The following is a 23,807-nucleotide window of genomic DNA, read 5'->3' as shown; positions in this document are numbered from 1 at the left end:
CGCATTCACTCCGCTGCCGCCAAACGGGCCTGGTGCTGCCTTGCAAGACGCGCCGCCCGTTTTTCCTTGATGCTTTCCAGTTGCTCGCCCGTCGGGTTTGCCCCGCCTTCATAGGCCTCCAGGAATTCCAGGAGCTCCTCGCGATAGGCGTAGTAATCGGGATGGGCGAGAAGGGCCGCGCGCGAGCGCGGCCGTGGCAGATCGACGTCCATGACGTTGCCGATGCGCGCGTTCGGCCCGTTCGACATCATGACGACGCGATCGGCGAGGAGGATGGCTTCGTCGACGTCGTGGGTCACGCAGATGGTCGTCACCCTCGTCCGCTGCCAGACCTCCATCAGGACATCCTGAAGCTCCCAGCGCGTGAGGCTGTCGAGCATGCCGAAGGGCTCGTCGAGCAGCAGCAGCTTTGGGGAAAGCGCGAAGGCACGGGCAATGCCGACGCGCTGCTTCATGCCGTTGGACATGTCCTGCGCCAACCGGTGCATCGCCTCGGCGAGCCCCACCCGGGAGAGATAATACTCGACGATGTCCTTCCGCTCGCCCCTGGAAGCATGCGGATAAACGCGATCGACGCCGAGCTGGACGTTCTCGAAGGCCGTCAGCCAAGGCATCAAGGAAGGCGACTGGAACACCACCGCGCGGTCGGGCCCGGCGCCGGAAACCGCCTTGCCGTCGAGTATGATGCCCCCCTCGGTGATCTTGCTGAGGCCGGCAGCCATGGAGAGGACCGTGGATTTGCCGCAGCCCGAATGGCCGATCAGCGTGATGAACTCGCCCCTCGGCACCTTCAGATCGAAATCGTCGACGACGGTCAGAGGCCCCTTGGGCGTCGGATAGACCTTCTTCAGCCGGCTGAACTCGAGATAGCGCGGGTTGTCGGCCGCGGCTGCGGCAACGGCGCCAGCGGACGCCGACGAACCGCGCTTCTTCTCGCCCGGCATCAGCGGAACGACGTTCGGGAGCGCCGGGCCATGCTCGGCCCCGGCGCCGTGCGCCGCTCCCAGTTCCATCAGATATTCGGTCACCTCGGCACGCAGCCGGATGAAGGTGTCGTCGGAATTCATCGCGGCGCGATCGCGGGGGCGCGGCAGGTCCACCTTGAATTCCCGCCCCAGCGTGGCGTCCGGGCCCGGGGTCAGCGGCACGATGCGGTCCGCAAGCAGGATCGCCTCGTCGACATCGTTGGTGACGAGGATGATGGTCTTCTTCTCCTCCTCGCAGATCGATGCGAACTCGTCCTGGAGCTTGGCGCGCGTCAGGGCGTCGAGCGCCGACAGGGGCTCGTCCATGAGCAGCACCTCCGGCTGCATCGCCAAGGCGCGGGCCACGGCCACGCGCTGACGCATGCCGCCGGAAAGCTCCGCCGGCTTGCGATCGGTCGCGTGGCCGAGGCCGACCATGCGGATGTATTTTTCCGCCATGGTCCTGCGCTCCTCCCTCCCAAGAGCCTTGAAGACCTGGTCGACGCCCAGCCGGACGTTTCCTTCCACCGAAAGCCAGGGCATCAGCGAATAGGACTGGAAGACGACGCCCCGCTCGGGGCCCGGCCCGTCGATCTCCCTGCCCTTGAAGATCACGCCGCCCTCGTCGGGCTCGATCAGCCCGGCAAGCGCCGAGATCAAGGTCGTCTTGCCGGAGCCCGAGAAGCCGACGATGGCGATGAACTCGCCCTGCCTGACTTTCAGGTTCACCTTGTCGAGCACACGGGTGCGTTTGGCGCCTTCGCCATAATGCTTGGAGAGGGCAGAGACTTCGAGAATGGTCATGCCCCTCTCCTATCGGTTCGCGGAGAAGGTGAATGCCCGCTGCAGGGCGAACATCAGCCGGTCGAGCAGGAAGCCGATGATGCCGATGGTCAGCACCGCGACCATGATCTTGGCCAGCGACTGGGACGAACCGTTCTGGAACTCATCCCAGACGAACTTGCCGAGGCCCGGATTCTGCGCCAGCATTTCCGCCGCGATCAGCACCATCCAGCCGACGCCCAGCGAAAGCCGCAGGCCCGTGAAGATGAGCGGCAGCGCCGAGGGCAGGACGAGCTTGGTCACGGTCTTGCTCGTCGGCAGTTGCAGGACGCGGCCGACATTCATCAGGTCTTTGTCGACGGAGGAAACGCCGAGCGCGGTGTTTATGAGCGTCGGCCAGAGCGAGCACAGCGTCACCGTCACGGCCGAGATGAGAAGCGATTTGGGCAGCCAGTCCGCCGTGTTTACATAGAGCGCCGACACGACCATGGTGACGATCGGCAACCAGGCGAGCGGCGACACGGGCTTGAAGATCTGGATCAGCGGGTTGATGGCGCCGTTGACCGTTCTGGAGAGTCCCATGGCGATCCCCAGTGGCACCGCCAAGAGCGTGGCGATCACGAAGCCGAGCCCCACGGTGATCAGCGACGTGCCGATCTGGTCGAGATAGGTCGGGCGGCCGGTATAGTCACGCCACTTGACGCGGTCGGCCTTGCCTTCCGCGGCAAGCTTTGCGTTGCGCTCTTCCTGGCGTTCGTAGAAGGCGTCGGCCTTGGCGCGTTCGCCCAGATGATCGTGCCACAGATTGACGGCCTCCCCCCACACCTGCACGGGCCCCGGGATGGCTCCGAGCGAGGTTTGCACCTGCGGGGCCAGAGCGCCCCAGGCGAGGAGGAAGAAGCCGATGCCGAGAAGCGGGATGAACAGCGCCCGCTTCAGTTCCTCCATCTGCTCGGACGGGTTGTCGCCGGCCGCGATCCTGAGCAGCGGCGTGACCCAGGAGAGCCCGAGGGCGTCGAGCCAGCCGGCCGCCCGGTTGATCCGTGCAAAGACGCGTTCCTTCCTGGCCTGGCGGTCGGCACGGCCTGCGTCGAATGCATCGCTGGTGTCGGTCATGTCTGTTCCTTTGACTTGCTGCGGACGTGAGGGCCTCGCCAGCCGTCAGCGAGGCTCTTTCGGCCTCAACCGCCCACGACTTCGTTGCCGTCGATGGTCTCGTTCGACTTCAATCCGATCGGCAGGGAATCGATGTATTCGTTGGGCTTGCGGCCGTCGTAGCCGATGCCGTCGATGACGTCGGCAGCCGGCGTCGGCTCACGATAACCGTCCGCGTCCCAGGGGAAATCCGCTTCATCCGCGAGGCCCTCGTCGACTAGAAGCCGCGCGGCCTTGAGATAGACGTCGGGACGGTAGACGGAGCGGGCCACCTCGTCGTACCAGCCATCCGGCTTGCTTTCGGCGATCTGCCCCCAACGGCGCATCTGGGTGAGATACCAGACCGCGTCCGAATAATAGGGGTAGGTGGCGTAGTAGCGGTAGAAGACGTTGAAGTCGGGCACCGGCCGCTGGTCGCCCTTCTCATACTCGAAGGTCCCGGTCATCGAGTTGGCGATCACCTCCGCGTCCGCGCCCACATATTCGGAGCGCGACAGCATCTCGACGGCTTCCATCCGGTTCGCGTTGTCGTTCTCGTCAAGCCACTTGGCGGCACGGATCAGCGCCTTGGTGATGGCGAGCGTGGTGTTCGGATTTGCCTCCACGAACTCCGCCGTCATGCCGAACACCTTCTCCGGATTGTTCTTCCAGATTTCGTAGTCGGTGATGACGGGCACGCCGATGCCCTTGAAGACGGCCTGCTGGTTCCAGGGCTCGCCAACGCTGTAGCCGTAGATCGTGCCGGCCTCGAGCGTCGCCGGCATCTGCGGCGGCGGGGTGACGGACAGGAGCGCGTCGGCCTTGATCTGGCCGGAGACGTCGGTCGGCGAGTAGAAGCCGGGATGTATGCCCCCGGAGGCCAGCCAGTAGCGCAATTCGTAATTGTGCGTGGAGACCGGGAAGACCATCCCCATGTTGAAGGGCTTGCCTTCGGCCTTGAACTTCTCGACCACCGGCTTCAGCGCATCGGCCTTGATGGGATGGACCGGCTTGCCGGCCTCGACCGGCACGTTCTCCTTCATCATCTCCCACACTTCGTTGGAGACAGTGATGCCGTTGCCGTTCAGGTCCATGGAGAACGGCGTGACGATGTGCGCCTTCGTGCCAAAGCCGATCGTGGCGGCAAGCGGCTGCCCCGCCAGCATATGGGCTCCGTCCAGCTCCCCGGTGATCACCCGGTCGAGGAGCACCTTCCAGTTCGCCTGCGGCTCGAGGGTCACGTAGAGGCCCTCGTCCTCGAAATAGCCAAGCTCCTTGGCGACGGCGAGCGGGGCCATGTCGGTGAGCTTGATGAAACCGAAGGTGAGCTCGTCCTTTTCGACGTCCAGCATCTCGGCCTGGGCAGCGGGCGCCAGGGAGATCATGGCCAGGGCCATACCGAGCAGAAGGCGCTTCGTTCCTGGGATCACCGGGTTCCTGTTCATTGCGGTCTCCTTGCGGGCCGGCGGGAGGAGCGGCCCTGGTTGCGTGAAACGTGTCCAAAGAAAAAGGCTGCCGACAGGATCGCCAGCGCCGTCGGAGCGCGGACAGACCTGTCTGGCAGCCTTGCCTGGAGCGCCCGCCATTGGACGCGAATTTTGTGGGCCCTAAGGCCTCATGCCCAACAAAGCATGAAGCGTGCCAAGTTCGCGAAATCCTGAAAACATCAGTTATTTTCTGCAGTTACCGGACGGCCCGCCAAACCGGCCGTCGTTGGACGATGACCAAACAATCATCATCCGCCCGCACAATCGCCCATTCTTTGTGCAACGCACAATTCTGCCTAAAGATGAATCAGCGCGTTTTCAGCGGGCTTGCGCGGCGATGTAGGCGTCGATCTGATCCGGATCGAACAGGCTCTCGTCGAAGAAGCCATCGGGGCCGAGCGTCAGGCTGGCGCCGGCGGAGCCGACCGGCGTCGCGGTGCGCAAAGCGCCCTCCACCTTGGCGTTGGCGCCGGGCAAGGCCGCGCCGAGCGGCTTGAGGGCCAGGCGATACAGATCCGGACGATAGGTCCCGCTGGCGGTCGCGAGATGTGCCGGCGTGTGCTCCACCTGCCCCCACCGCGCCATCTGGCTGTAGAACCAGAGCGCGTGGCTCTTCCACGGAAAGGTGGCCGCCTTCGCAAACGGCAGGAAGAAGTCCTCGACCCGGGTCACGGCATCACCGGCGATCTGCAGGTCTCCCGACAGGGCCGGCAGCATCCATTCGGACGGGCGGCCGACATAGCCGGGCTCAGCCAGCATCGCGGCGAGGTCCGAACGGTTGCCGGCATCGGCGCACCACTGGGCGGCCCGATACATCGCGCGCAGAAGAGCCGCCAGCGTATCCGGCCGCGCCTCGCCCCAGCCAGCCGAGACGCCCAGCACCTTCTCCGGGCTCGAACGCCAGATCGCCGCCTTCGCGGTCAGTATCCGCCCGTGCCCCGCCTTCACCGCGGCCGTGTTCCAAGGCTCACCGACACAGAAGCCGTCGATGCTGCCGTTTTCCAACGCATCGGCCATCAGCGGCGGCGGCACGATCACCATGTCGATCTCAACGTCGGGATCGATGCCGCAGGCGGCCATCCAGTAGCGCAGTTCGTAATTGTGCCCTGAATGCGGATGCACAACGGCGAACCGCAGCAGCGGCCTGCCCGCGGAACGGCGGCGGGCGACGACGCGCCGCAACGCCTCGCCGGCGGATCTGGGATCGAGGTCGGCGGACGCCCCCTCTGCCTCAAGGTTGCGCCACAGTTCCCCGGACACGGTCACCGCGTTGCCGCCCAGTCCGAGGGCCATCGGCACGATGGTCGGAGCGGGAAGCGGCGTCAGCCCCAGATTGAAGGCGATGGGCATCGGCGCCAGCATATGCGCAACCTGGAAATGCCCTATCGCGAGGCGGTCGCGGATGTTGGCCCAGGATGTTTCGCGCACCAGAGCCAGTTCGAGTCCCTCTTCATCGGCGAAGCCCTGCTCCCTGGCGACGACCATTATGGCGGCGTCGAGCAGCGGGATGAAACCGGCGGTAATGGTCTCACGGCTCATGTCGGTCTCCCGGAGCAAGAAGGTCTGCGCTCATGACGAGGCTCTGCGCCACTTCGGCGATCTTGCGGTTCTGGTTCATCGCGGTCTTGCGCAACAACGCGTAGGCCTCTTCCTCTGAGATGCCGCGCGACCGCATCAGGATGCCTTTGGCCCGATCGATCACCTTGCGGCCCTCAAGCTCGCTTCTGGCCTCCTCCAGCTCGCGCGAGAGGCGGGAAAAGGCGTTGAAGCGGCTGACCGCCATATCGACGATCGGCTTGACGCGCTCCTGCCGCAGACCGTCGACGACATAGGCGGAGACCCCCGCATCGACAGCCGCTTCGATCGCCGCCTGGTCCGACCGATCGACGAACATGGCGATCGGACGCCTGACGGCGCGCGTGAATTGAAACATGTTCTCGAGCATGTCCCTGTTCGGGTTCTCAAGATCGATCACGATGACGTCGGGGTTGATCTCGGCAACCTTGCGCGCGATCCCCTCGACGTCGTGCAGGATGGTGACGTTGTCGTGCCCGGCCTCCCGCAGGCCCGCCTCGATGATGGACGAACGAATGTGGTTCTCGTCGAGGACGAGGATAGCCAGAGGGGTTGGTGGCATGCCTGTCTTGCCCACGGGTCAACACCCGACCATCAGTGATGCGTCCGCATGAAATCCGACCTCGGCCTTCGCTTTTGCAGTGCACAATTCACGATGTTTCGGCGTCTGGTCAAGAGACCCGGACCGGGCCGGGCATTTTCGGCAGCCCTCGCAGGGACGGCCGCATCACCCGATCCGCAAGCATGCAGCCGCTGCATGCTGCCCGTCAACGAACATCGCGGACACCTCATTCGCGCAACCTTGTCGCTCTCCTGGAGTTACCAGTTCAGCGGCTCGCCGGCACGGACGCGACGGGAAGCGGGAAGGCGGAGCGACTGTCGCAAGACCCGGATCGATGTGTTGATCCAACGCAAAGCCGCCCTCGCACGGACGCACTAGCTTCATACGAGCACACGCGCATGCCGAAGGAGGCAACCATGGCACTCAGGACCATTCTTAGTCCGGTCGGCGTCGATCAGTCCGATCAGGACATCAAGCTGGCTGTCGACCTCTGCCGGGAAAACGACGCCCATCTCGCGGTCTTCGTTCTGTCGCTCGCCGCCCCGCCGCCGGTCGGCGAATACGCGGCCGCCGTTTCCGAGACATGGGCCGAGGAGCGCGAAGAGGATATTCGCAGGTTGAAGCAGCGCGTTGCCGAGGTGACGGACCTCCTCGCCGGCAGCGATGTGTCGGCGGAGGTCGATTCTGCCTACACGGAGCGTGCCGTGGCAGACAATGCAATCGGCGTGCGCGCCCGGTATGCGGATTTGGCGCTGATCGGCCCCGATCTCTGCGCCTCGGACTCCCTCAAGAAGATGGTCCTGGACGGGCTCTTCTTCGAGGCGCAGAAGCCGGCCCTGCTCGTCCCGCACGCTTCCATGGCGACGCTGGCGCCGACGACCATCCTCATCGCCTGGGATTCAAGCCTGGAAGCGTCGCGGGCCGTGCATGAGGCGATGCCGTTCATCGCCGGCGCGGGCGATGTCCACATAACGATGGTCGATCCCAGGGCGGACGATGTCGGCAATGGCGCCGAGCCCGGCGCCGATCTTGCGGCCTATCTGGCCCGTCAGGGGGCCAAGGTGACGATCGACCGGCTGCCGAGCTCCGGGCACGCCGTCGCGGATGTCCTGCGGGTGCACGCCAACGATATTGCCGCCGACATGTTGATCATGGGAGCTTACGGGCATTCGCGCTTGCGCGAACGCATTTTCGGCGGCGTCACCGTGTCGCTGACGGACGATCCCACCCTGCCGGTATTCATCGCGCGATGAAAATGCGCCGCCATTGACGAACGTCAATGACATTGGAGCTGCATCCTGAATATTTGACGGTGGGTGCAGTGCGTTGCGCCCCGAACCATGCGAACCGATCGGCAATCACGCGAGATTGCCATGAGCGATGAGGTTACGACATGACGGAAACTGCCACGGAGCGCGTCACCAGCGCGACCGGCGACTGGTTCAAGTCGCTTTCCTACGGCCAGCAGCCCTACCTTTCGGCCGCTCGGCTGCAGGCTGACTTCTTCAAGGCCGCCATGCGCTATCAGATCGAGGCACTGGCTTTTCTCAGGCACCGCTACGAGCAGGATGTGAAGCTGGTCGACGATCTGCTCGCAAGCGTGGAACACGGCGACGCCTTCGACGTGTGCACGGAGTTCTGCCAGAAAGCGGTGTCGGAATACATCAATGAGGGCGAGAAAGTCGTCAAGATCGGTTCCGGTCTGGCTTCCGATGCGGCGAAGGAAGTGCGCAAGCAGACAAAGGCGGTCAACGAGGACATGGCGGCAAAGGCCGTCGCCTAGGGTCAGGACCTACAGTACCTTTGCGCGTCCGAACGGACGCACGGCGCTGTAAAGCCTCTCATCACGGAACGGGAAGCCGCGCATTTGCGGCTTTCCGTTTCTGCTGCAGAAGCGGATTGTGGCAAAGACGGGCTATTTCAAGCAGAAACCATTCCGCCACTCCCGCCAGTGCGTGGGGTGGATTTCGATGCTCAGGCCCGATTTCGCGTCGGTCCATCCGTGGGCAACGCGCCGGCAAGGAAACACCAGCACGTTCTCGCCATCCTCGTTGATGACGGCGAGCTCGATATCCCGGTCGAACGGAGCGCTGCCGATCTCATTCCAGCGTTCCTCACGGCCGGGCATGTTGATCACCGCAAATCGACGCGTCTTGCCCCTCGCCCCTGAAGCGCCGCGCATCCTTTTGGGTGCACCAACGACGCTCAGTCTCCCTGTTTTCCGCGTTCATGTGGACGCAAAGGGAAGCCGCCCGGCTGCAAAATGCTGTAGCGCGAGACACCTTCATCGCGTTCTGTGCTGTGAAGAAAGGTCCGGACATTTCGAGGATCGCTGTTGCGCTGACTTCACAAAAAGATGGAACAGTTGGCCGTGGGTCGCCTTGACACGGGTCAAACACGCGCCGGGAACGCACGCCGTCTCCTTGCGATTTGATCCAACGCAAGGATCGGCCGCTGTTGGTGCGTAGGATTTTTTCACCGACGGGAAAGGGCTCGTGCCGGGTGTGGCCCTTGGTGTGCCTTTCGCGGCCGGATATAGTCGTGAGAGGTCCTTTTGTGGCGGCTGGCCTTTCGGGTTTGACCGTGACAGCCAAGCGGAGGCTGAAGATGACGATTGGGTCGAATGTCGAGTCACAGGGCAAATGCGCTCAATGCGGGATTCGACAAAGCGCGTTTTGCACCTCGGCCGATGCCCATGTGCGATCGGAGATGGAGCGTCTGTCGCATATCCGGACCTTCAAGGCGGGGGCGACCATTCTCGCCGAGGGCGAGGACATGCCGATCGTGGGAAATGTCGTCAGCGGCGTTCTGCGTGTGCAGAAGACGATATCGGACGGGCGCCAGCAGATCGTCGGGCTGCTGCTGCCGCCGGACATGTTCGGCAGGGTTTTTGCCCCTCTTTCGCCCTTCGCCATCGAGGCGGCGACGGACGTCACCCTTTGCTGTTTCCCCAGACCGGCTTTTGAAAAGCTCCTCACCGCCCATAGAGAGCTCGAGCACCGCATGCTCCTGACCGTTCTGGAGGAACTCGATGCCGCCCGGGAATGGATGCTCATGCTTGGCTGCCAGACCGTGGCGGAGCGGGTGGCGAGTTTTCTCCTGATCCTCCATCGCCGCTTCAAGGATTCCTGCCGCGAAGCGGATATCGGCTGGGCGCGGATGTATGTCGAGATCCCCATCAGCCGCCGCGACATGGCCGCCTATCTCGGCACCACCGTCGAGACGATCAGCCGGACCATCCAGACCATGGCGCGCAAGAACGTGATCCGGATGCTCGACACACGGCACTTCGAAATTGTGGACGAGAAGCGGATGGTGAAGATGTCCGGGCGCGAAGAGCTGGCGATCAGTGCCGATCCGCTCCCCTCCGCGATGTATGGCGCTCACTGAAAGGCCCAATGGACCTGAGGCTCAACCGACACGTTGTGCCAGCGACAGCACGTCTTCGCGGCGGCACAATTCGGTGCCGGGCGTCATGACGGCGGCAGCGCCGGCGGCGACCCCCAGCCGGAAGGCCCGTTCGGTTTCCCGGCCCTCAGCCAGCGCCCAGATCATCGCCCCCAGAAAGCTGTCTCCCGCTCCAACCGCCGAGCGGACTCGCACATGAACGGCGGGCAAGCGGAGCACGCCAGCCGTGCTCGCAAGCAGCGCGCCGTCGTCTCCCATGGTGACGGCGACCAGCTCGGCCGCTCCGCGTTCAACGATCGCCACCGCTGCCTGCCGGATGCCCTCTTCATCGAGCCTGCGCCCGACATACTGCTCGAGCTCGCCTCTGCTCGGCTTGACGAGATAGACGCGCGTCTTCTCCAGGACGGTCTTCAGCCCTATCCCTGATGTGTCGAGGACGAATTTCGCGCCACGTGCGGCGGCGCGTTCAGCCATCGTCGCGTAGGTATCATCGGGAACACCGGCAGGCAGGCTGCCGCTGGCGACGACGAAACCGGCCTCATGGGTGTCGATGAGGTCGAGGCAGGGCTCCAGTTCGTTCTCGCCGATGGCCGGTCCCTCGGGCACGAACCGGTATTCCAGCCCCGTGCTTTCCTCGAAGACGGTGAAACCGATCCGCGTTTGTCCGGCGATCGCCATGGCGTGGCAGGCGATTCCCTCCTCACGGATGAGGCGGCCGAGGATCGCGCCGATCTCACCGCCGGCGAGGACCAGCGTTTCGGCTTCACCGCCCAAGCGGCTGATGACGCGCGCCACATTGATCCCGCCCCCGCCGGGATCGCAGCGCATGCCGGACACCCGCGTCTTTCTCGTCGGCCGGACGGTCTGCGTCCGGCTGGAAAAGTCGACGGCGGGATTAAGGGCGATCGTCAGGACGTTCGCCACCGGCCTCTCCCTTTGCGGAGGCTTCGTCTCCAAGGCGCAGGAGATTCGTGACCCCGTCGACGCCCGGGACGCCTTCTGATGCAACCCGCGCGGCGGTCCGCTCCACGCCGGTTCCGACCCGGCCGGAAAGACGGACGATGCCGCCCGATACGGCGACCGTCACGGAGGCCGCCCTTGCTCCCAGGACATCCTCGATCCGCGCCCGCACGGCGCGCTCAATGGCTTCGTCGCCGGCGGCAATCTTCGGCGATCTGTAATCGGCGATGATCCGCATCAGGTCGCTGCGGCTCACCACGCCGACAAGCTTGCCTTCGTGAAGCACGGGCACCCGCTTGATGCCCTTCTCGTTCATCAGCGCGGCCAGATGACCGATCGGCGCACCCTCATCGACGGTGACGACATCGCGCGTCATCACGTCGCCGACGCGCCAGCTGCATCCCTTGATGTAGGCCTCGAGATGTTCGAGGGAAGCCGGATCCGCCGAGTCCGGTTCGAACATCGCCGGAACGACCAGCTCCGTCCGGCGCAGAAGATCGCCTTCGCTGATGATGCCGACCAGAGCGTGATCGTCGTTCACCACGAGAAGCCCGCTGACATCCTTGTCCAGCATGATCTGTGTCGCGTGGCGCACGCCGTGGGCCGGCGTGACCGTCACCAGTTCGCGTGTCATGACATCCTTTGCCCGCATGGTCCGCTCCACATGGTTCTTATGGGAAACGATAGCACAACTGGGCGCGGCGCGTTGATCTGCCTCAACGATCCGGTGCCTCGATGGAAATCGGAGGTCGCTCCGTCCGCGGGTCAGTTCTTCAAAAGCGGGTTCAGGAACTCTCCGCTCAGCAGTTCCGAAGCGCGGAAACGGTGGTGAGCGATGAAGCCGGACTGCGCGATGGCGCCCGATTGCAGCATCGACAACAGACTTGCCGCATAGCCCGCAGCCACCGAATTCAGGGCGTTGAACGGGTTGTTTTCGCCGAGCGGACGGAAACTGTAAACCAGCGTCTTCTCGCTCGGCCTGTGCTCCCGGCTCCCCTTGGCGGTCACCGCCAGCAGGAGCAGGTCGTCGTCGATCTGCGGCAGGCCGTTCATCAGCAGGGAGCGCAGCATGTCGCGCCGGTGCCGGAGGCCGAGATCGTCGAGCAGGAAGCGCATGTAGTCGAGATGGCCGGGATAGCGCAGCGTCTTGAAGGTGATGTTGCGCGGCCCCGCATCGGCCAGCGTCGCCAGGGTCTCGAGCCCGCCGGAGGTGACGAACCCCTCATAGGCGACACCGTCGATGCGGATCTGCTCATACTCCTCGAGCGGCGCCAGGCTGACGGACCGACCGTCGCGGACGGCAGCGCTCGGCAGCGTGTATTCATCGATGAGGCTGTCGACATTCCATATCTGCCCATAGCCCAGCCGGTTGGTCGGGAAACGGGGGATCGCCCCGACGCGGATCGTCAGGTCGCTGACGGAGGAGACCGTTTCCAGGAGGTCGCCGGCCACATTGTCGATGAAACCCGGCGAAACGCCGCATCCGGTCATCACGGCCCGGTGCTCGGCAAGCGGCGCGAGGACCTCGCGCGTGCGCGGCCGGGCGGGCGAGAAATCGAGATAATGCGATCCGGCCTGAACGGCCGCCGCGGCAATCTCGATGGCCGCCGCTTCCGGCACCGCCGCCACCGTCACGTCGCGGCCCGCGAGCAGCGAGGGCAGCTCGTCGCGATGCCCATAGGACCGGGCGGCGACTGGCAGGTTCAGAGCGCGCAGCCGGTCGATGGCGTCCTCCGAGCAGTCGATGACCTCGACGGCGAATTTCGGCCGCCCGGCAAGCGCCCCCGCCAGGGCGCTGCCGACCTTGCCGGCCCCGAGGATCGAGATTTTGAGCGGATGCATGGACACTCAGCCCCTGAAGCGCGAGACGAAACCCTGCAGACGCGGGTTTTGAGGATTGAGGATGACCTGTTCCGCCGAGCCGGATTCAGCGATGACGCCCTGGTCGAGGAACAGGACCCGGCTTGCGACGTCGGCCGCGAACGCCATCTCGTGCGTGACGATCGCCATCGTCATCCCCTTCTCGGCAAGCCCGCGGATCACCGACAGAACCTCGCCCACAAGTTCCGGATCGAGCGCGCTCGTCACCTCGTCGAGCAGGAGCACTTCCGGCTCCATGGCCAGGGCCCGTGCGATCGCCACGCGCTGCTTCTGGCCACCGGAAAGGTGGTTGGGGTAGGCGCCGTGCTTGTCGGCGAGCCCGACCTGGGCAAGCAGGCTCATGGCCCGCTCCTCAGCCTCTTTTTTCGGCGTCTTGCAGACGACGATGGGGCCTTCGGTGACGTTCTGCAGCACCGTCTTGTGCGGAAACAGGTTGAAATGCTGGAACACCATGCCGACATGGCGGCGCAGCGTGCCGATGCCGATCTCGCCACCCTTGTCGCGGAACCGCTCGCCGACCGCCTTCTGGCGAAACCGGATCATGCCGCCGGTCGGGATCTCCATCATGTTGAGGCAGCGGATGAAGGTGGATTTGCCCGATCCCGAAGGGCCGATCAGCGCAACCACCTCGCCGCGCTCCAGACTGAGGTCGAGCCCCTTCAGGACCTCGTGTTTGCCATAGCTCTTGTGAAGGTCGATCGCCTCAATGATGGGAGCAGCCTTCTGCATCTGTGCGTTCATGCTCATGCCTCCATCCGTTCAGTCGCTCACCCGGAGCCGTTTTTCGATCCAGTCGGCCGCCTGCGTCAGGGGCAGGAGCATCAGGATGTAGAGCACCGCCATCACCGTGTAGGATTCGAGCGGCCGATAGGTCTGCCCGTTCACCACCGCAGCCATGTAAGCAAGATCGGCGACGGAAATCACGGACACGAGCGAGGTGTTCTTGAACTGGATCACCGACTGGTTGATGAAGGACGGCAGGACGCGCTTCAGCGCCTGCGGCAGAATGATGCGCGTCATGGATTGCCAGGGGCTCATGCCGATGGCGGCGGCGGCCTCGCGCTGGCCGCGATCGATGGAAACGATGCCGCCGCGGAAGATCTCCGCATAGAAGGCGCCGACATAGAGTGACAACGTCAGCATGCCGGCGACGCGATTGTCGATGGAGGCGCCGATGAGCAGCGGGAAGGCGTAGTAGAACCAGAGAAGCTGGACGAGGAGCGGCGTGCAGCGGAACACTTCCTGATAAATGCGGGCGACCGCGTTCAAAGCCCGCCAGCGCGACAGGCGCGCCGCGCAGGTGAGGAAGCCTATGATGACGCCGAAGAAGATCGACCCGAACGTGTAGAGGACGCTGATCCACAGTCCCAGAAGAAAGAGATCGTAATATTGCCAGACTGAATGGAAATCCCAGTTGTAGCTCATCGCGCTCCCCGTCCCTGCATGGTGCCTGCGCAGAGATTCCGGCAGCGCCATGCTTTGCTTGTCTTGGCGATCATCCTCTTTCCCCGTTGTCCTTGTTTTCGGCCGCGATCGCGGACAATGGCGGCCCTTTCACTGTCGTATGTCGATCTGCGGCACACAATGCAAAGCTTCTGGAAGCCGTTAGCGCATTTCTTGGAAGGCGGTCGCGGCAGACGTGAAGCGGCCGAGGACGTCGGCGAGCTTCTCGCGATTGTCGCGCGAGACCGGAAGCAGCGGCAGGCGCATCTCCGGTCCCGACAGGTTGGACAGGGCGAGCGCCGCCTTCACGGGCCCTGGATTGCTCTCGATGAACATGGCGTCGGTCAGCTCGGCGATCATGTCGTTGAGGGCCAGGGCCTTCGCCGCCTCCCCCTTCTGCCAGGCCTCGACCATCCGCACCATCTCGCGCGGGGCGATGTTGGCCACCACGCTGGTGACGCCCACCGCGCCGAGCGACAGGAACGGCAACGTCAGGCCGTCGTCGCCCGAATGGACGATCAAGCCTTCGCCGCATGCCTTGCGCAGGCGCGTCACCCGGCCGGCATCGCCGCCGGCCTCCTTGATCGCCACAATGTTGGAGTGCTTTTCCATAAGCGTTGCGCAGGTCTCAGGCGCGATCTCGACGGCGCAGCGTCCGGGAACCGAATAGAGCATGATCGGCAGGCCCGCCGCCTCGGCGGCGGCACCGTAATGCGCGATCAGCCCGTCCTGGGTCGGCTTGTTGTAGTAGGGCGTCACGATCAAGAGCGCATCGGCGCCGGCCTTTTCGGCACGCTTCACCTTGTCGACGGTCTTCAGCGTGTCATTGGCTCCGGCGCCGGCCATCACGAGGGCGCGGCCGCCGGCGAGCCGGACGGTGCGCGCGATGAGTTCGTCCGCTTCCTCGTCGGACAGCGTCGCCGCCTCGCCCGTCGTGCCGACCGGCACGAGACCCGCGACCCCGGCCGAAAGCTGCCGCTCCACCAGGGCGTCGAATGCCGCAAAATCGATCGCGCCATCCCTGAAGGGCGTGACCAGCGCGGTGAACACGCCCTTGAAGCGCTTTGCCAGTTCGTTCATCGTCATCATCCTTTCGTCCTCATCATCCTCGGTCGATCAGGCTGTCCACCAGGCTGTAGAGGCCGGGGCCTCGAGCGTGGGAAACCAGCCACTGCGCAGCGGCGAGCGCGCCTTCCGCATACGCGGCGAGCGCATGGACCCGGTAGGTCATGATCAGCTCCGCCGAGCCCATGTCGAAGCGGATCTCGTTGAGGCCCACCGTGTCGCCCTCGCGGCGCACGGAAATCGGCGGCTCGGGGGCCGCGAAGCCCATGGCGCGGCTGCGGGTTTCAAAGAGATTGCGCGCCAGGAGCCGCGAGGTCCCGGATGGCTCCGTCTTCTTGCGCGCGTGATAAACCTCGCCGACCGCCGCCTCGGCGTCCGGCATACGGCCCGCGAACTCCACGGCACCCAGCCGGAACGCCTCGAAGCCATGGGCGAAGTTGGCGCTTACCAGAAGCGGCCGGTGCTGCGACCATGCGGAAAGCCGCTCCTGCTCCTCCGGGGCGAAGCCGGTGGTGCCGATCACCATGGGGATCGGCTTCGTGCCGACGTCTTCCTGCAGGGCAAGGCTCGCCGACGGCGTGGAAAAGTCGATCATCACGTCGCAATGCGTGTTCATGGCCGTCTCTGCCGGCCGGTATTCGATGCTGCCGCCCGCGACCGGCGAGCCGACCAGCTTCGACCCCGGCGAGACGAGCGCCGCCACCAGATCGAGCCCCGGACTGGCAAGCACGAGTTCCACCAGCTTCGTGCCGACCCGTCCCGACGCGCCGAAGATCGCGATCCGCATGATCCTCCTCCCTCAGTCGATCACAACCTTGGGCTCGGACATCTCGCGCAACGCGATCCGCACGCCCTCGCGCCCGAGACCGCTGCGCTTGACGCCGCCGAAGGGGACGTGCTCGGCGCGAAAATCCGGCCCTTCATTGATCATCACGCCACCCACGATGAGATCGCGGGAGAAGCGCTTGACGAGGGCGTGGTCATTGGTGAAGACCCCCGCCTGAAGCCCATAGGCACCGGCGTTCACTTCGGCGATGGCCTCGCCGGCATCGGCGAAACTGCGGATGGCGATGATCGGGCCGAAGGTCTCGTCGGCGATGACCGGCGCCTGCGGCGCCACGCCGGAGATCACCGTCGGCGCAAACAAGGTGCCGTCGCGGGTTCCGCCATGCAGGAGACGCGCTCCGGAGGCGAGCGTCGCTTCGACCCGCTCCGCCACGGTCTCGGCGGCGGCAAGATCGATGACGGTTCCCATGTCCGTATCCTCCCGCGACGGGTCGCCGAACTCGACCGCATCCACGGCGGCGAGCAACCTTTCGGTGAAGGCCTTCTCGATGTCGCGGTGCAGATAAAGCTTCTTCACCGCAGCGCAGCTCTGGCCGGCGATCTCGAAGCGGTGCCCGATGGTGGTGGCGACCGCCTTGTCGAGATCGGCATCGGGCAGCACGAACAGCGGGTCGTTGCCGCCGAGCTCCATCAGGCAACGGACGAGGCCGCTGGCCTTCTTGAGGGCAAGGCCGGCCGCCGGACCTCCCGTGAAGGAGAGAAGGTCGATCTGCGAGGCGACCAGCGACAGCGCGGCTTCGGCACCGCCCTGCACCACCTGGAAGACATCTTCCGGCCAACCTGCCTTGAGCGCCAGTTCACGCAGGCGCGCTGCCGCCAGCGGCGCCTTGGGCGACGGCTTTGCGACGACCGCATTGCCGGCGGCAATCGCCGGCCCCAGCTTGTGGCAGAGAAGGTTGAGCGGATAGTTGAACGGCGTTATCGCACCGACCACGCCGACCGGCTCATAGGTCACCGTCGCCTGACGCTCCGCACCGCCCTCGACGATCGCGCAATTGAGCACCTCGCCATCGAGGAAGGTCGCAGCGTCGCCCGAAAGCTTCAGCGTGTTCTGCGCACGCCGCACCTCGTTGCGCGCCTCGCGAATGGTCTTGCCCATTTCTGAGGAGATGGTACGGGCGAGGCCTTCCGCGTCCGCCGCGATCTCGGCGGCGAGCGCATTGAGCATCGCCCGGCGCTCGGCCGGCGTGGAGCGACGGAAGTCGTGCTGAGCCCGCCTGGCGCGAAGCACCGCCGCCGCGATCTCGGCATGGCTTGCCTCGGCGACCTCGCCGACGAGCGACCCGTCGAAGGGGTTGCGGACGACGACCGCCTTATAGGGAGAAACGGTTACGCGCTGCGTCTGCATCATTTGTGAACCTCGTCAGTCATCTCGTTGTCCTGGGAAGCGGCCTGCACCAGCGAGCCGATCGAAACGGGGCGGGCCGGCCAGCGCCGGCCGGTCAGATCTTCGGGCACCGGCGGCGGGGCGGCGGGATGCATGCGCGCCATCAGGGCCGCCGTGTTGGCGGCGCAAAACCGCCCCTGGCATGAGCCCATGGCAAAGCGCCCATTGTGCTTCACCTCGCGCCCCGTCAGCCTGTCCGGCCGCGAGCACAGCGCCCGCAGATCGCCGACGGTCTTGCCCTCACAACGGCAAAGGACCGTATGATCCGGCAGGTCCTCAAAGGGCATCGTGCCCGGCAGAGGCGCGAAGAGCTCGGCAAGGGTGGCCTGCGCCCCGCGGTTGCGCGCGATGACGCGCTCCGCCTCCGCCACGTCCTTCGCCTTGCCCGACAGATGCTGTGCGACCAGCCTGCCGGCGCGGCGGCCGTCGGCCTCGGCCGCCAGGACACCGAGCGCCTCCCGGCAATCGCCGGCACGAAGGACGAGCGGGCCGGGCGCCGCGCCGCGATGGTCCGGCGGCAGGCCGAAATCATTGGGCCGGATGCCATCGTGAAGGGCAACCCGATCCGCCTTCAGCCGGCGTGTCCCGCGGGCATCCTCAAGGAGGATCGAAAAGGCCTCGCCCTCGCGTTCGATGCCGGCAAGCCTTGTGCCGCGAAGCCAGGGAACCCGGCTGCGCCGCATGTCGATCAGGTAGCGCCCCGCTTCCCGAAGCAAACCGGGAAAACGGAGCATCCTTGCGCCTCCGCAAACGCGCCGCAAGGGATCGCCGGCCTCCACGACAGCGATGGGCGGGTTGCCCAGACGCGCCATCTGCGCAGCGGCGGCGATCAGCAAAGGGCCGTTGCCGGCGAGCAGGACCCGGCCCTGCGGTGCCCGCCCCCGCTCCTTCATCATCACCTGCAGGCCGCCGACCGTGGACACGCCCGCCAGATGCCAGCCCGGACGCGGGTGAACCGTCTCGACGGCGCCCGTCGCCAGGACGACGGCCTTCGGGCGGAGGCAGGCGACCCGGCCGGAGCGGCGATCGTCGACGAGCACCAGCCCGTCGGCCTCGACCCCGAGGAAGACGGACGCGTGGCGGGTCGCAACCCGGCTTTCCGCAAAAGCACGCGACAGCGTGTTCCAGCGGGCCTTTGCGGCCGCCGCCTGCGGCATGGGGTTCGCACCGGGGATCGGCTGGCGATAGATCGCGCCGCCGATCGTTTCGCGTTGCTCGACGAGCTCCACGGCAAGGCCGGCGCGCGCCGCTTCGACGGCAGCGGAAAGGCCGGCCGGACCGCCGCCAATGACGAGCACATCAGGTTCAGTCACGTGTGCCCCCCGCGACGGGATGAGGAAAAGTGTGAAGCGGTTTTCCGCCCGCATCGTGATCCAGCGGTTCGACCAGGCTTTGCGCGGAAGCCGGCGCGAGACAGGCCTCGCGGACCACGCCGTTCACCCTGACGAGGCAGCCCTGACAGGCGCCGATGCCGCAGAAGTATCGGGTGTCCCCGGCAACCATGCCCGGACCGAACGAGACAAGGCCGGCGGCATCCAGCGCCGAGGCGATGCTCTCGCCTTCCAGGAAGGGCACGTCCCTTCCCAGCCATGAAAAGGTGGCCCGTTTCATGCGGCCACCTCGCGCACGCCGAAACGCGCCGGGTCGAACGGACGCAGGTCGAAGGACGGCTCCCTTCCGCAGACGAGGTCCGCCACCGCCTTGCCGGTGAGCGGGCCGAGGCATATTCCATCTCCCTCGAAGCCGGTCGCCACATAGAGATTGTCGCAGCCCGACACGCGGCCGATCAGCGGCAGCCCGTCAGCCACGGCGGTGCGGTTTCCCGCAAAGCTGCGCAGCAACCGGACATGTGCCAGCCCGGGCAGGAGCGCCACCGCATCCCTTAGGATTTGCGCAACCGCACCGACATCGTTGGTCAGCCGGTCGCCATGGTCTTCGCGCGTGCCGCCGATCAGAAACTGGCCGGTGCGCAGCGGGTCGATCACCAGCCCCAGCCCACGCGCCGGCGCGCCCTGCCCGCCGCCCTGGCTGCCTTTCGACAAAAGGTAACGGCCGGACATGATGGCGCCGGGCAGGCCGGCGTTGAGTTCGGGAGCCCGCTCGGTCACAAGCAGCTGGCCCTTGCGGGGCATCAGCACGTCGGAGAGCCCCAGCAGCCGCCCCGATCCCGTCCCCGCGGCAACCACCACAGCATCGCCTTCGACCGGCCCGTGCTGCGTCATGACGCCGCGAACGACGTTTGCCCGCGCCCCGCTCAGGATGCCCTCGACCATGGTGCGGCGCTGGACGACGATGCCGGCCGCCGTCAGCAGGCGATGGACGATCTGGTAGCCGATCGCATGCCCCTCGTCATGGACTTCGACGGCCATCAGGGCCCTGCCGGACACGGCCGGCATGCGCTGCCGCACCATTGCCTGCGACAGGAGGTCGACGCGCACGCCGGCAGCCGACAACGCCGCCGCGTGGGTTTGGAGAACGCTGCATTCGGCTTCGGAAGCCGCGACGATGAAGGTCGACCGCGACTTGAAGAGGCCGGAAAAGAGCCCTGCCTCGGCAAGTTCGCGATAGAGGCGGACGCCGGAAAGCGCCGCCGCCATCATCGGGCCCGGCCGCTTGCTGGCGACCGACACGGCGCCGTCTGCGGCCCCGGTCGCCTCGGCGGCCGGAGCCACGGCCTCGATCAGTCGGACCTCGACGCCCTGCTTCGCCAGGAAATAGGCCGTGGCCGCTCCGACGATGCCGGAACCGACGACCACGACGGTATGTGGGAAGGCGGAGGGAGCACGGACTGACATTTTTCTGACCGGACGGTTTTAACGCCCGGATATTGGCGGCAGCCCGCTTCGGCCGTCGATACAAGATGACGGCCTTGCTTGTTCACGAAATTTGTATCGGATAGGAGGGGTGGCCCCCTTAAGCGTTCAGGAAGGGGAAAGACGATCATGGCCGAGATAAGCCTTACACTCATCCAGACCTTCTATCAGGTCGCCCGCCACGGGTCCTTCTCGGGAGCCGCCCGTGAGTTGAACCTCAGCTATCAGTCGGCGGCAAACCATGTTCGACGGCTCGAACAAATCCTCAAGGGGAAGCTGATCGAATCCGAACAGGGCGCCAAGCGCATCGCCCTGACGCCGCGCGGCCGCGCGCTCTACAATCTTCTCCATCCCGAACTCGACATCATGCTCGAAAGGCTGACCAAGCTGATCGAGAGCCAGCGCTCCTCGCTACGCGTCGGCATGCCCCAGGCGATCTTCTTCTATCTCTTCCCGAAAGTGCTCACCCGCTTTCGCGAGAAATTCCCGGAGATGGAGTTCGCCGTCTACGAGCGCGATACGGTGTTGGCCGAACTCGTCAAGAACGGCAGCCTCGACGTGTGCATCTCCGAGCGCTATTTCGGCGATCCGGTCGTGCCGCAGCGACTGCTCGGCAGCTACCGGCTCAGCCTCGTCTATCCCCGCCAATGGGGCGAAGCGCCGAAACAGCAGGACATCCCCTCATGGGCCGAGGGCCGCCGCTTCATCACCTTCGAGCCGGGCCAGACGCTGAGGAACCTCGCCGTCGACTTCCTGAGCCGCGACGGCGCCCTGGTGCAACCGGTCATTTCGACCTCAGGCAGTTCGAGCGTGAAGCGCTGTGTCGAGGAAGGGCTGGGCTTCTCGATCATCCCGTCCTGGTGCATCGGGCCGGAAGACGTAACGATCAGCTCGGCGAAGCTCAACAACCTGCCCGAAGTGCGCGTCTATTTCGGCAGCGCCGGCTTCCTGCAGAAGCACCCGACCGTGCAGCAGCTCTTCGAGGATTGCCAGCGCGAGCTCGTCGGCCCCATCCTCGATCCGCCGCGCGGCGGCGAGTTCACGCACCCGCCGCTGTGACCCCGACATACAAAAAAGCGAATAAGTGGCTCCGCGTCTCTAGCATTGTCCCCGCCTCATGCGGGGATAGGCTGTCTCCCGGCCGAAAAAGCCGTGCCCCCTTGCAAAGAGGTACGGAAACGGACCTTACCACCTCTCGGGGAACCATGGAGAACCTGACGATGAACCTGATTTCCAGAATTTGCGGCGCCGCGGCGGTCGCGCTGTCGCTGCTGACCGGCATCGCCCACGCCGGCACGATAGACGACATCCGCTCGCGCGGCGTGTTGCGCATTCCCGCCATCCTCAACGAAGTCCCCTATTTCAACAAGGATCCGCGCAGCGGTGAATGGCAGGGTTTCGTCATCGACATGGCGAACGACATCGCCAAGACATTGGACGTCAAGCTCGAAGTCGTCGAATCCAGCTGGGCCAACGCCATTCTCGACGTGCAAAGCGGCAAGGTGGACATGGCGTTCGCCGTGACCGCGACGCCGGTGCGGGCAATGTCGGTCTCCTTCTCCGACCCGACCTACTACAACAGCTTCGTCCTCGTTTCCGCCAAGGACGAACTCAACGGCAAGAGCTGGAACGAGCTGAACGACCCGCAATACACCTTCGCCGTCGACCTCGGCTCCGCCCAGGACCTGATGACGCAGCAATATCTGCCGAAGGCGAACATCCTGCGCTTCAAGACCCGCGACGAAGCCATCGTGGCCGTGACCACCGGCAAGGCGGACGCGCTCGTCAACACCATGCTGAACGGCCTCGTGATCGCCAAGAAGGCGCCGACGATCGGTGCCGTCAAGGTGCCGACGCCCGTGCTCTCCACGCCGTCGGTCATCGCCGTCAACTATGGTGCGGACGAGACCTTCAAGAGCTTCGTCTCGGCCTGGGCCGAATACAACCGCCGCATCGGCAACAACCAGACCTGGATCCTGAAGAGCCTCGAGCCCTTCGGCGTGATGCTCACCGACATGCCGGCCGGCTTCGGCTTCGGCGGCTGATAACGAGAACGACGTATCCCAACGACTGGCCTTCGCACGATCGTGCGAAGGCCTTTTTGTTTGCGACTGCGCGGTCGTTTCGGCACTGCGACAATTCACCGGTTGCCGCCGCGCGCCGAGCTTCTTTAAACGGTACGCTGATCATCGAACCTCTGTGAGGCGCCATGCGCAGTCGCGATGCCACGCCCGTTCCTCCGCCCATTGAGCGGGCACTCGTTCATCCGCAGGTGGATCGTGTGTTCATCGGCCGCCTGGTGCGTGAATTCTACGGTCGCGTGAGGCACGACGCGCGTCTCGGGCCGATATTCGCCGAGGCGATCCAGGGCGATTGGGAACCGCATCTGGAAAAGATGACGGATTTCTGGTGCGCGGTCATTCTCAAGGACGGCAGCTATCAGGGACGGCCGGTGCCCGCGCATCTGAAGCTGAAAACCGTGGTGCCGGAGGATTTCGCGGTCTGGCTCGGCATCTTCCAGGAAACCGTGGACGACCTGTGCGAGCCAGAAGTGGCAACGGTGTTCGTCGAACGCGCGCAGCGGATCGCCCGGAGCCTGCAACTCGCCATGTTCTTCCGCCTGCCCGCGGCAGGGATCGAGGCGGATCGGTCTTCAAAAGCCGGAGAACTGCCACCCGCCCGGTGACAGGCTGCGGTCGAGGCGAAACCTGCCGCCGGATCCTTCACAGCCCCTTCGGGTTGGTCATGAATTCCTCGATGATCTCCATCGGGGGCTTCACGTAATCGGAGGTGCGGCTGATGCCGAGGCCGCAGAGACGCCGCAGCTTGACGGCCGTCTCGGCGAGCTTGACCACGATCGGGATGCCGTTGATCACCGGCGCGCCGTCGACCCGATGCGCCTGCAATTGCGAAAACAGAAGCATGGGAATACCCCCGCCAGGGATAAGAACGTCCACACCCTGCTCCACCAGCGGCCTGGCCTGTGTCTCGAATAGCGCCCGTACCGTCTCGAGCCGTTCATCAGAACCGAAGGCGGCGAGGATCTGGCCGGGTTCGAAATCCATGGCGTGGACGCCCGTCACGCGCTCCTTCAGCCCGTATTTGCCGATCTGGTGGTGGAACCAGGGAATGTAACGGCGGTTGATCGTGACGATGCCCGAGCGCTGGCCGAGCTGGCAGGCATGGAGCATCGATGCCTCGCCCATGCCGAGCACCGGAATATCGACCACCGAGCGCGCCTCGTAGAGGCCCGCATCCTGGAAATGACCGATGATGAAGGCGTCGTATCCCTCCCGCTCGGCCCTCACCGCATTGCAGATCACCTCGCGGGCGCAGCGGAACTCGACGATGGCATGGGCATAGCTGTCATGCGGCGTGATGCCCTTGATGTCGATCTGCGTGCCCGGGTCGACGATCGCGTCGAGATGCTTGCGCAGCTCGTCCCAGTAACCGGCGCCGTGCTCGTAATCGACATAGCTCTGATACCAGATCTTCATG

At 65.2% G+C, this 23,807-nt stretch carries 24 protein-coding genes; 6 read left to right on the top strand and 18 right to left on the bottom strand.

Annotation, left to right across the window (positions count from 1 at the left end; translation table 11 throughout):
• Positions 1-5 precede the first annotated feature (5 nt).
• The 5 genes from NUU27_RS00390 to NUU27_RS00370 form a co-directional block, all read right to left on the bottom strand.
• On the bottom strand, positions 6-1,769 hold the full coding sequence (locus NUU27_RS00390) for an ABC transporter ATP-binding protein (RefSeq protein WP_257760045.1): 1,764 nt from the start codon (positions 1,767-1,769) through the stop codon (positions 6-8).
• Between the two features lie 9 nt (positions 1,770-1,778).
• Positions 1,779-2,864: an ABC transporter permease gene (locus NUU27_RS00385; RefSeq protein WP_257760044.1), complete on the bottom strand. Its 1,086-nt coding sequence runs from the start codon at positions 2,862-2,864 to the stop codon at positions 1,779-1,781.
• Positions 2,865-2,929: 65 nt separating this feature from the next.
• Positions 2,930-4,279, bottom strand: coding sequence for a CmpA/NrtA family ABC transporter substrate-binding protein (locus NUU27_RS00380; RefSeq protein ID WP_257760213.1), 1,350 nt, complete (start codon positions 4,277-4,279; stop codon positions 2,930-2,932).
• A gap of 408 nt (positions 4,280-4,687) precedes the next feature.
• A complete protein-coding gene (locus NUU27_RS00375; RefSeq protein ID WP_257760043.1) occupies positions 4,688-5,908 on the bottom strand; it encodes a CmpA/NrtA family ABC transporter substrate-binding protein in 1,221 nt (406 codons plus the stop codon).
• On the bottom strand, positions 5,898-6,506 hold the full coding sequence (locus NUU27_RS00370; RefSeq protein ID WP_257760042.1) for an ANTAR domain-containing response regulator: 609 nt from the start codon (positions 6,504-6,506) through the stop codon (positions 5,898-5,900). Before NUU27_RS00370 ends, NUU27_RS00375 begins: the two co-directional genes overlap by 11 nt.
• Positions 6,507-6,922: 416 nt before the next feature.
• On the opposite strand from NUU27_RS00370, the gene NUU27_RS00365 reads away from it, so the two are divergent.
• Positions 6,923-7,759, top strand: a complete 837-nt coding sequence (locus tag NUU27_RS00365) for a universal stress protein (RefSeq protein ID WP_257760041.1) — start codon at positions 6,923-6,925, stop codon at positions 7,757-7,759.
• A gap of 140 nt (positions 7,760-7,899) precedes the next feature.
• Entirely contained in the window at positions 7,900-8,289 is a 390-nt protein-coding gene (locus NUU27_RS00360) for a phasin family protein (RefSeq protein WP_257760040.1), read from the top strand.
• Positions 8,290-8,421: 132 nt separating this feature from the next.
• On the opposite strand, the gene NUU27_RS00355 is transcribed toward NUU27_RS00360, so the two are convergent.
• A complete protein-coding gene (locus tag NUU27_RS00355) occupies positions 8,422-8,634 on the bottom strand; it encodes a hypothetical protein (protein WP_257760039.1) in 213 nt (70 codons plus the stop codon).
• 581 nt (positions 8,635-9,215) lie between these two features.
• On the opposite strand from NUU27_RS00355, the gene NUU27_RS00350 reads away from it, so the two are divergent.
• Entirely contained in the window at positions 9,216-9,896 is a 681-nt protein-coding gene (locus NUU27_RS00350) for a Crp/Fnr family transcriptional regulator (RefSeq protein WP_257760038.1), read from the top strand.
• Between the two features lie 21 nt (positions 9,897-9,917).
• Here the strand turns inward: NUU27_RS00350 and NUU27_RS00345 are convergent, their stop codons facing one another.
• From NUU27_RS00345 to NUU27_RS00295, 11 genes are all read right to left on the bottom strand, one after another.
• Complete coding sequence (locus NUU27_RS00345; protein ID WP_257760037.1) at positions 9,918-10,838, bottom strand: 1-phosphofructokinase family hexose kinase; 921 nt, start codon at positions 10,836-10,838, stop codon at positions 9,918-9,920.
• The gene (locus tag NUU27_RS00340; RefSeq protein WP_257760036.1) at positions 10,810-11,526 is read right to left on the bottom strand and encodes a CBS domain-containing protein; all 717 of its coding nucleotides are present in this window, start codon (positions 11,524-11,526) and stop codon (positions 10,810-10,812) included. Before NUU27_RS00340 ends, NUU27_RS00345 begins: the two co-directional genes overlap by 29 nt.
• A gap of 113 nt (positions 11,527-11,639) precedes the next feature.
• Positions 11,640-12,716 carry a saccharopine dehydrogenase family protein gene (locus NUU27_RS00335; protein ID WP_257760035.1) on the bottom strand — a complete coding sequence of 359 codons (1,077 nt, stop codon included), beginning with the start codon at positions 12,714-12,716 and terminating at the stop codon, positions 11,640-11,642.
• 6 nt (positions 12,717-12,722) lie between these two features.
• Positions 12,723-13,502: an amino acid ABC transporter ATP-binding protein gene (locus NUU27_RS00330; protein WP_374565098.1), complete on the bottom strand. Its 780-nt coding sequence runs from the start codon at positions 13,500-13,502 to the stop codon at positions 12,723-12,725.
• Positions 13,503-13,514: 12 nt separating this feature from the next.
• A complete protein-coding gene (locus NUU27_RS00325; RefSeq protein ID WP_257760034.1) occupies positions 13,515-14,180 on the bottom strand; it encodes an amino acid ABC transporter permease in 666 nt (221 codons plus the stop codon).
• A gap of 180 nt (positions 14,181-14,360) precedes the next feature.
• Positions 14,361-15,278, bottom strand: coding sequence for a 4-hydroxy-tetrahydrodipicolinate synthase (dapA, locus tag NUU27_RS00320; protein WP_257760033.1), 918 nt, complete (start codon positions 15,276-15,278; stop codon positions 14,361-14,363).
• Positions 15,279-15,300: 22 nt separating this feature from the next.
• Entirely contained in the window at positions 15,301-16,050 is a 750-nt protein-coding gene (locus NUU27_RS00315) for a dihydrodipicolinate reductase C-terminal domain-containing protein (RefSeq protein ID WP_257760032.1), read from the bottom strand.
• Between the two features lie 12 nt (positions 16,051-16,062).
• Entirely contained in the window at positions 16,063-17,460 is a 1,398-nt protein-coding gene (locus NUU27_RS00310; protein WP_257760031.1) for an aldehyde dehydrogenase family protein, read from the bottom strand.
• Positions 17,457-18,809: an FAD-dependent oxidoreductase gene (locus tag NUU27_RS00305; RefSeq protein WP_257760030.1), complete on the bottom strand. Its 1,353-nt coding sequence runs from the start codon at positions 18,807-18,809 to the stop codon at positions 17,457-17,459. The genes NUU27_RS00310 and NUU27_RS00305 overlap by 4 nt, the downstream gene beginning before the upstream one ends.
• On the bottom strand, positions 18,802-19,107 hold the full coding sequence (locus tag NUU27_RS00300) for a (2Fe-2S)-binding protein (RefSeq protein WP_257760029.1): 306 nt from the start codon (positions 19,105-19,107) through the stop codon (positions 18,802-18,804). The genes NUU27_RS00305 and NUU27_RS00300 overlap by 8 nt, the downstream gene beginning before the upstream one ends.
• The gene (locus NUU27_RS00295; RefSeq protein ID WP_257760028.1) at positions 19,104-20,291 is read right to left on the bottom strand and encodes an FAD-binding oxidoreductase; all 1,188 of its coding nucleotides are present in this window, start codon (positions 20,289-20,291) and stop codon (positions 19,104-19,106) included. Before NUU27_RS00295 ends, NUU27_RS00300 begins: the two co-directional genes overlap by 4 nt.
• A gap of 147 nt (positions 20,292-20,438) precedes the next feature.
• Here NUU27_RS00295 and NUU27_RS00290 point away from each other — a divergent pair, with 147 nt between their 5' ends.
• The 3 genes from NUU27_RS00290 to NUU27_RS00280 all read left to right on the top strand — a co-directional run bounded on the left by NUU27_RS00290 (position 20,439) and on the right by NUU27_RS00280 (position 22,995).
• A complete protein-coding gene (locus NUU27_RS00290) occupies positions 20,439-21,368 on the top strand; it encodes a LysR family transcriptional regulator (protein ID WP_257760027.1) in 930 nt (309 codons plus the stop codon).
• Between the two features lie 161 nt (positions 21,369-21,529).
• Entirely contained in the window at positions 21,530-22,354 is an 825-nt protein-coding gene (locus NUU27_RS00285; protein WP_257760026.1) for a transporter substrate-binding domain-containing protein, read from the top strand.
• A gap of 164 nt (positions 22,355-22,518) precedes the next feature.
• Complete coding sequence (locus NUU27_RS00280) at positions 22,519-22,995, top strand: group III truncated hemoglobin (RefSeq protein WP_257760025.1); 477 nt, start codon at positions 22,519-22,521, stop codon at positions 22,993-22,995.
• A gap of 37 nt (positions 22,996-23,032) precedes the next feature.
• Here NUU27_RS00280 and NUU27_RS00275 read toward each other — a convergent pair whose 3' ends face one another.
• The gene (locus NUU27_RS00275; protein WP_257760024.1) at positions 23,033-23,806 is read right to left on the bottom strand and encodes an aspartate/glutamate racemase family protein; all 774 of its coding nucleotides are present in this window, start codon (positions 23,804-23,806) and stop codon (positions 23,033-23,035) included.
• Position 23,807: the final 1 nt, after the last annotated feature.

The sequence above is a fragment of the Nitratireductor sp. ZSWI3 genome (assembly GCF_024655565.1).
Taxonomy (GTDB): Bacteria; Pseudomonadota; Alphaproteobacteria; order Rhizobiales; family Rhizobiaceae; genus Nitratireductor.
Note: the sequence above shows the minus strand (reverse complement) of the source record. Positions and strands in the feature narration are given on the sequence as shown.

Bases quoted from the DNA above. Each gene is read 5' to 3' on its own strand.
- NUU27_RS00385 (WP_257760044.1), bottom strand. From the start codon at position 2,864: ATGACCGACACCAGCGATGCATTCGACGCAGGCCGTGCCGACCGCCAG.
- NUU27_RS00280 (WP_257760025.1), top strand. From the start codon at position 22,519: ATGCGCAGTCGCGATGCCACGCCCGTTCCTCCGCCCATTGAGCGGGCA.
- NUU27_RS00310 (WP_257760031.1), bottom strand. From the start codon at position 17,460: ATGATGCAGACGCAGCGCGTAACCGTTTCTCCCTATAAGGCGGTCGTC.
- NUU27_RS00350 (WP_257760038.1), top strand. From the start codon at position 9,216: ATGGAGCGTCTGTCGCATATCCGGACCTTCAAGGCGGGGGCGACCATT.
- NUU27_RS00375 (WP_257760043.1), bottom strand. From the start codon at position 5,908: ATGAGCCGTGAGACCATTACCGCCGGTTTCATCCCGCTGCTCGACGCC.
- NUU27_RS00380 (WP_257760213.1), bottom strand. From the start codon at position 4,279: ATGGCCCTGGCCATGATCTCCCTGGCGCCCGCTGCCCAGGCCGAGATG.
- NUU27_RS00325 (WP_257760034.1), bottom strand. From the start codon at position 14,180: ATGAGCTACAACTGGGATTTCCATTCAGTCTGGCAATATTACGATCTC.
- NUU27_RS00290 (WP_257760027.1), top strand. From the start codon at position 20,439: ATGGCCGAGATAAGCCTTACACTCATCCAGACCTTCTATCAGGTCGCC.
- NUU27_RS00360 (WP_257760040.1), top strand. From the start codon at position 7,900: ATGACGGAAACTGCCACGGAGCGCGTCACCAGCGCGACCGGCGACTGG.
- NUU27_RS00355 (WP_257760039.1), bottom strand. From the start codon at position 8,634: ATGCCCGGCCGTGAGGAACGCTGGAATGAGATCGGCAGCGCTCCGTTC.
- NUU27_RS00315 (WP_257760032.1), bottom strand. From the start codon at position 16,050: ATGCGGATCGCGATCTTCGGCGCGTCGGGACGGGTCGGCACGAAGCTG.
- NUU27_RS00275 (WP_257760024.1), bottom strand. From the start codon at position 23,806: ATGAAGATCTGGTATCAGAGCTATGTCGATTACGAGCACGGCGCCGGT.
- NUU27_RS00365 (WP_257760041.1), top strand. From the start codon at position 6,923: ATGGCACTCAGGACCATTCTTAGTCCGGTCGGCGTCGATCAGTCCGAT.
- NUU27_RS00330 (WP_374565098.1), bottom strand. From the start codon at position 13,502: ATGAGCATGAACGCACAGATGCAGAAGGCTGCTCCCATCATTGAGGCG.
- NUU27_RS00295 (WP_257760028.1), bottom strand. From the start codon at position 20,291: ATGTCAGTCCGTGCTCCCTCCGCCTTCCCACATACCGTCGTGGTCGTC.
- NUU27_RS00370 (WP_257760042.1), bottom strand. From the start codon at position 6,506: ATGCCACCAACCCCTCTGGCTATCCTCGTCCTCGACGAGAACCACATT.
- NUU27_RS00390 (WP_257760045.1), bottom strand. From the start codon at position 1,769: ATGACCATTCTCGAAGTCTCTGCCCTCTCCAAGCATTATGGCGAAGGC.
- NUU27_RS00300 (WP_257760029.1), bottom strand. From the start codon at position 19,107: ATGAAACGGGCCACCTTTTCATGGCTGGGAAGGGACGTGCCCTTCCTG.
- dapA (WP_257760033.1), bottom strand. From the start codon at position 15,278: ATGAACGAACTGGCAAAGCGCTTCAAGGGCGTGTTCACCGCGCTGGTC.
- NUU27_RS00335 (WP_257760035.1), bottom strand. From the start codon at position 12,716: ATGCATCCGCTCAAAATCTCGATCCTCGGGGCCGGCAAGGTCGGCAGC.
- NUU27_RS00340 (WP_257760036.1), bottom strand. From the start codon at position 11,526: ATGCGGGCAAAGGATGTCATGACACGCGAACTGGTGACGGTCACGCCG.
- NUU27_RS00285 (WP_257760026.1), top strand. From the start codon at position 21,530: ATGAACCTGATTTCCAGAATTTGCGGCGCCGCGGCGGTCGCGCTGTCG.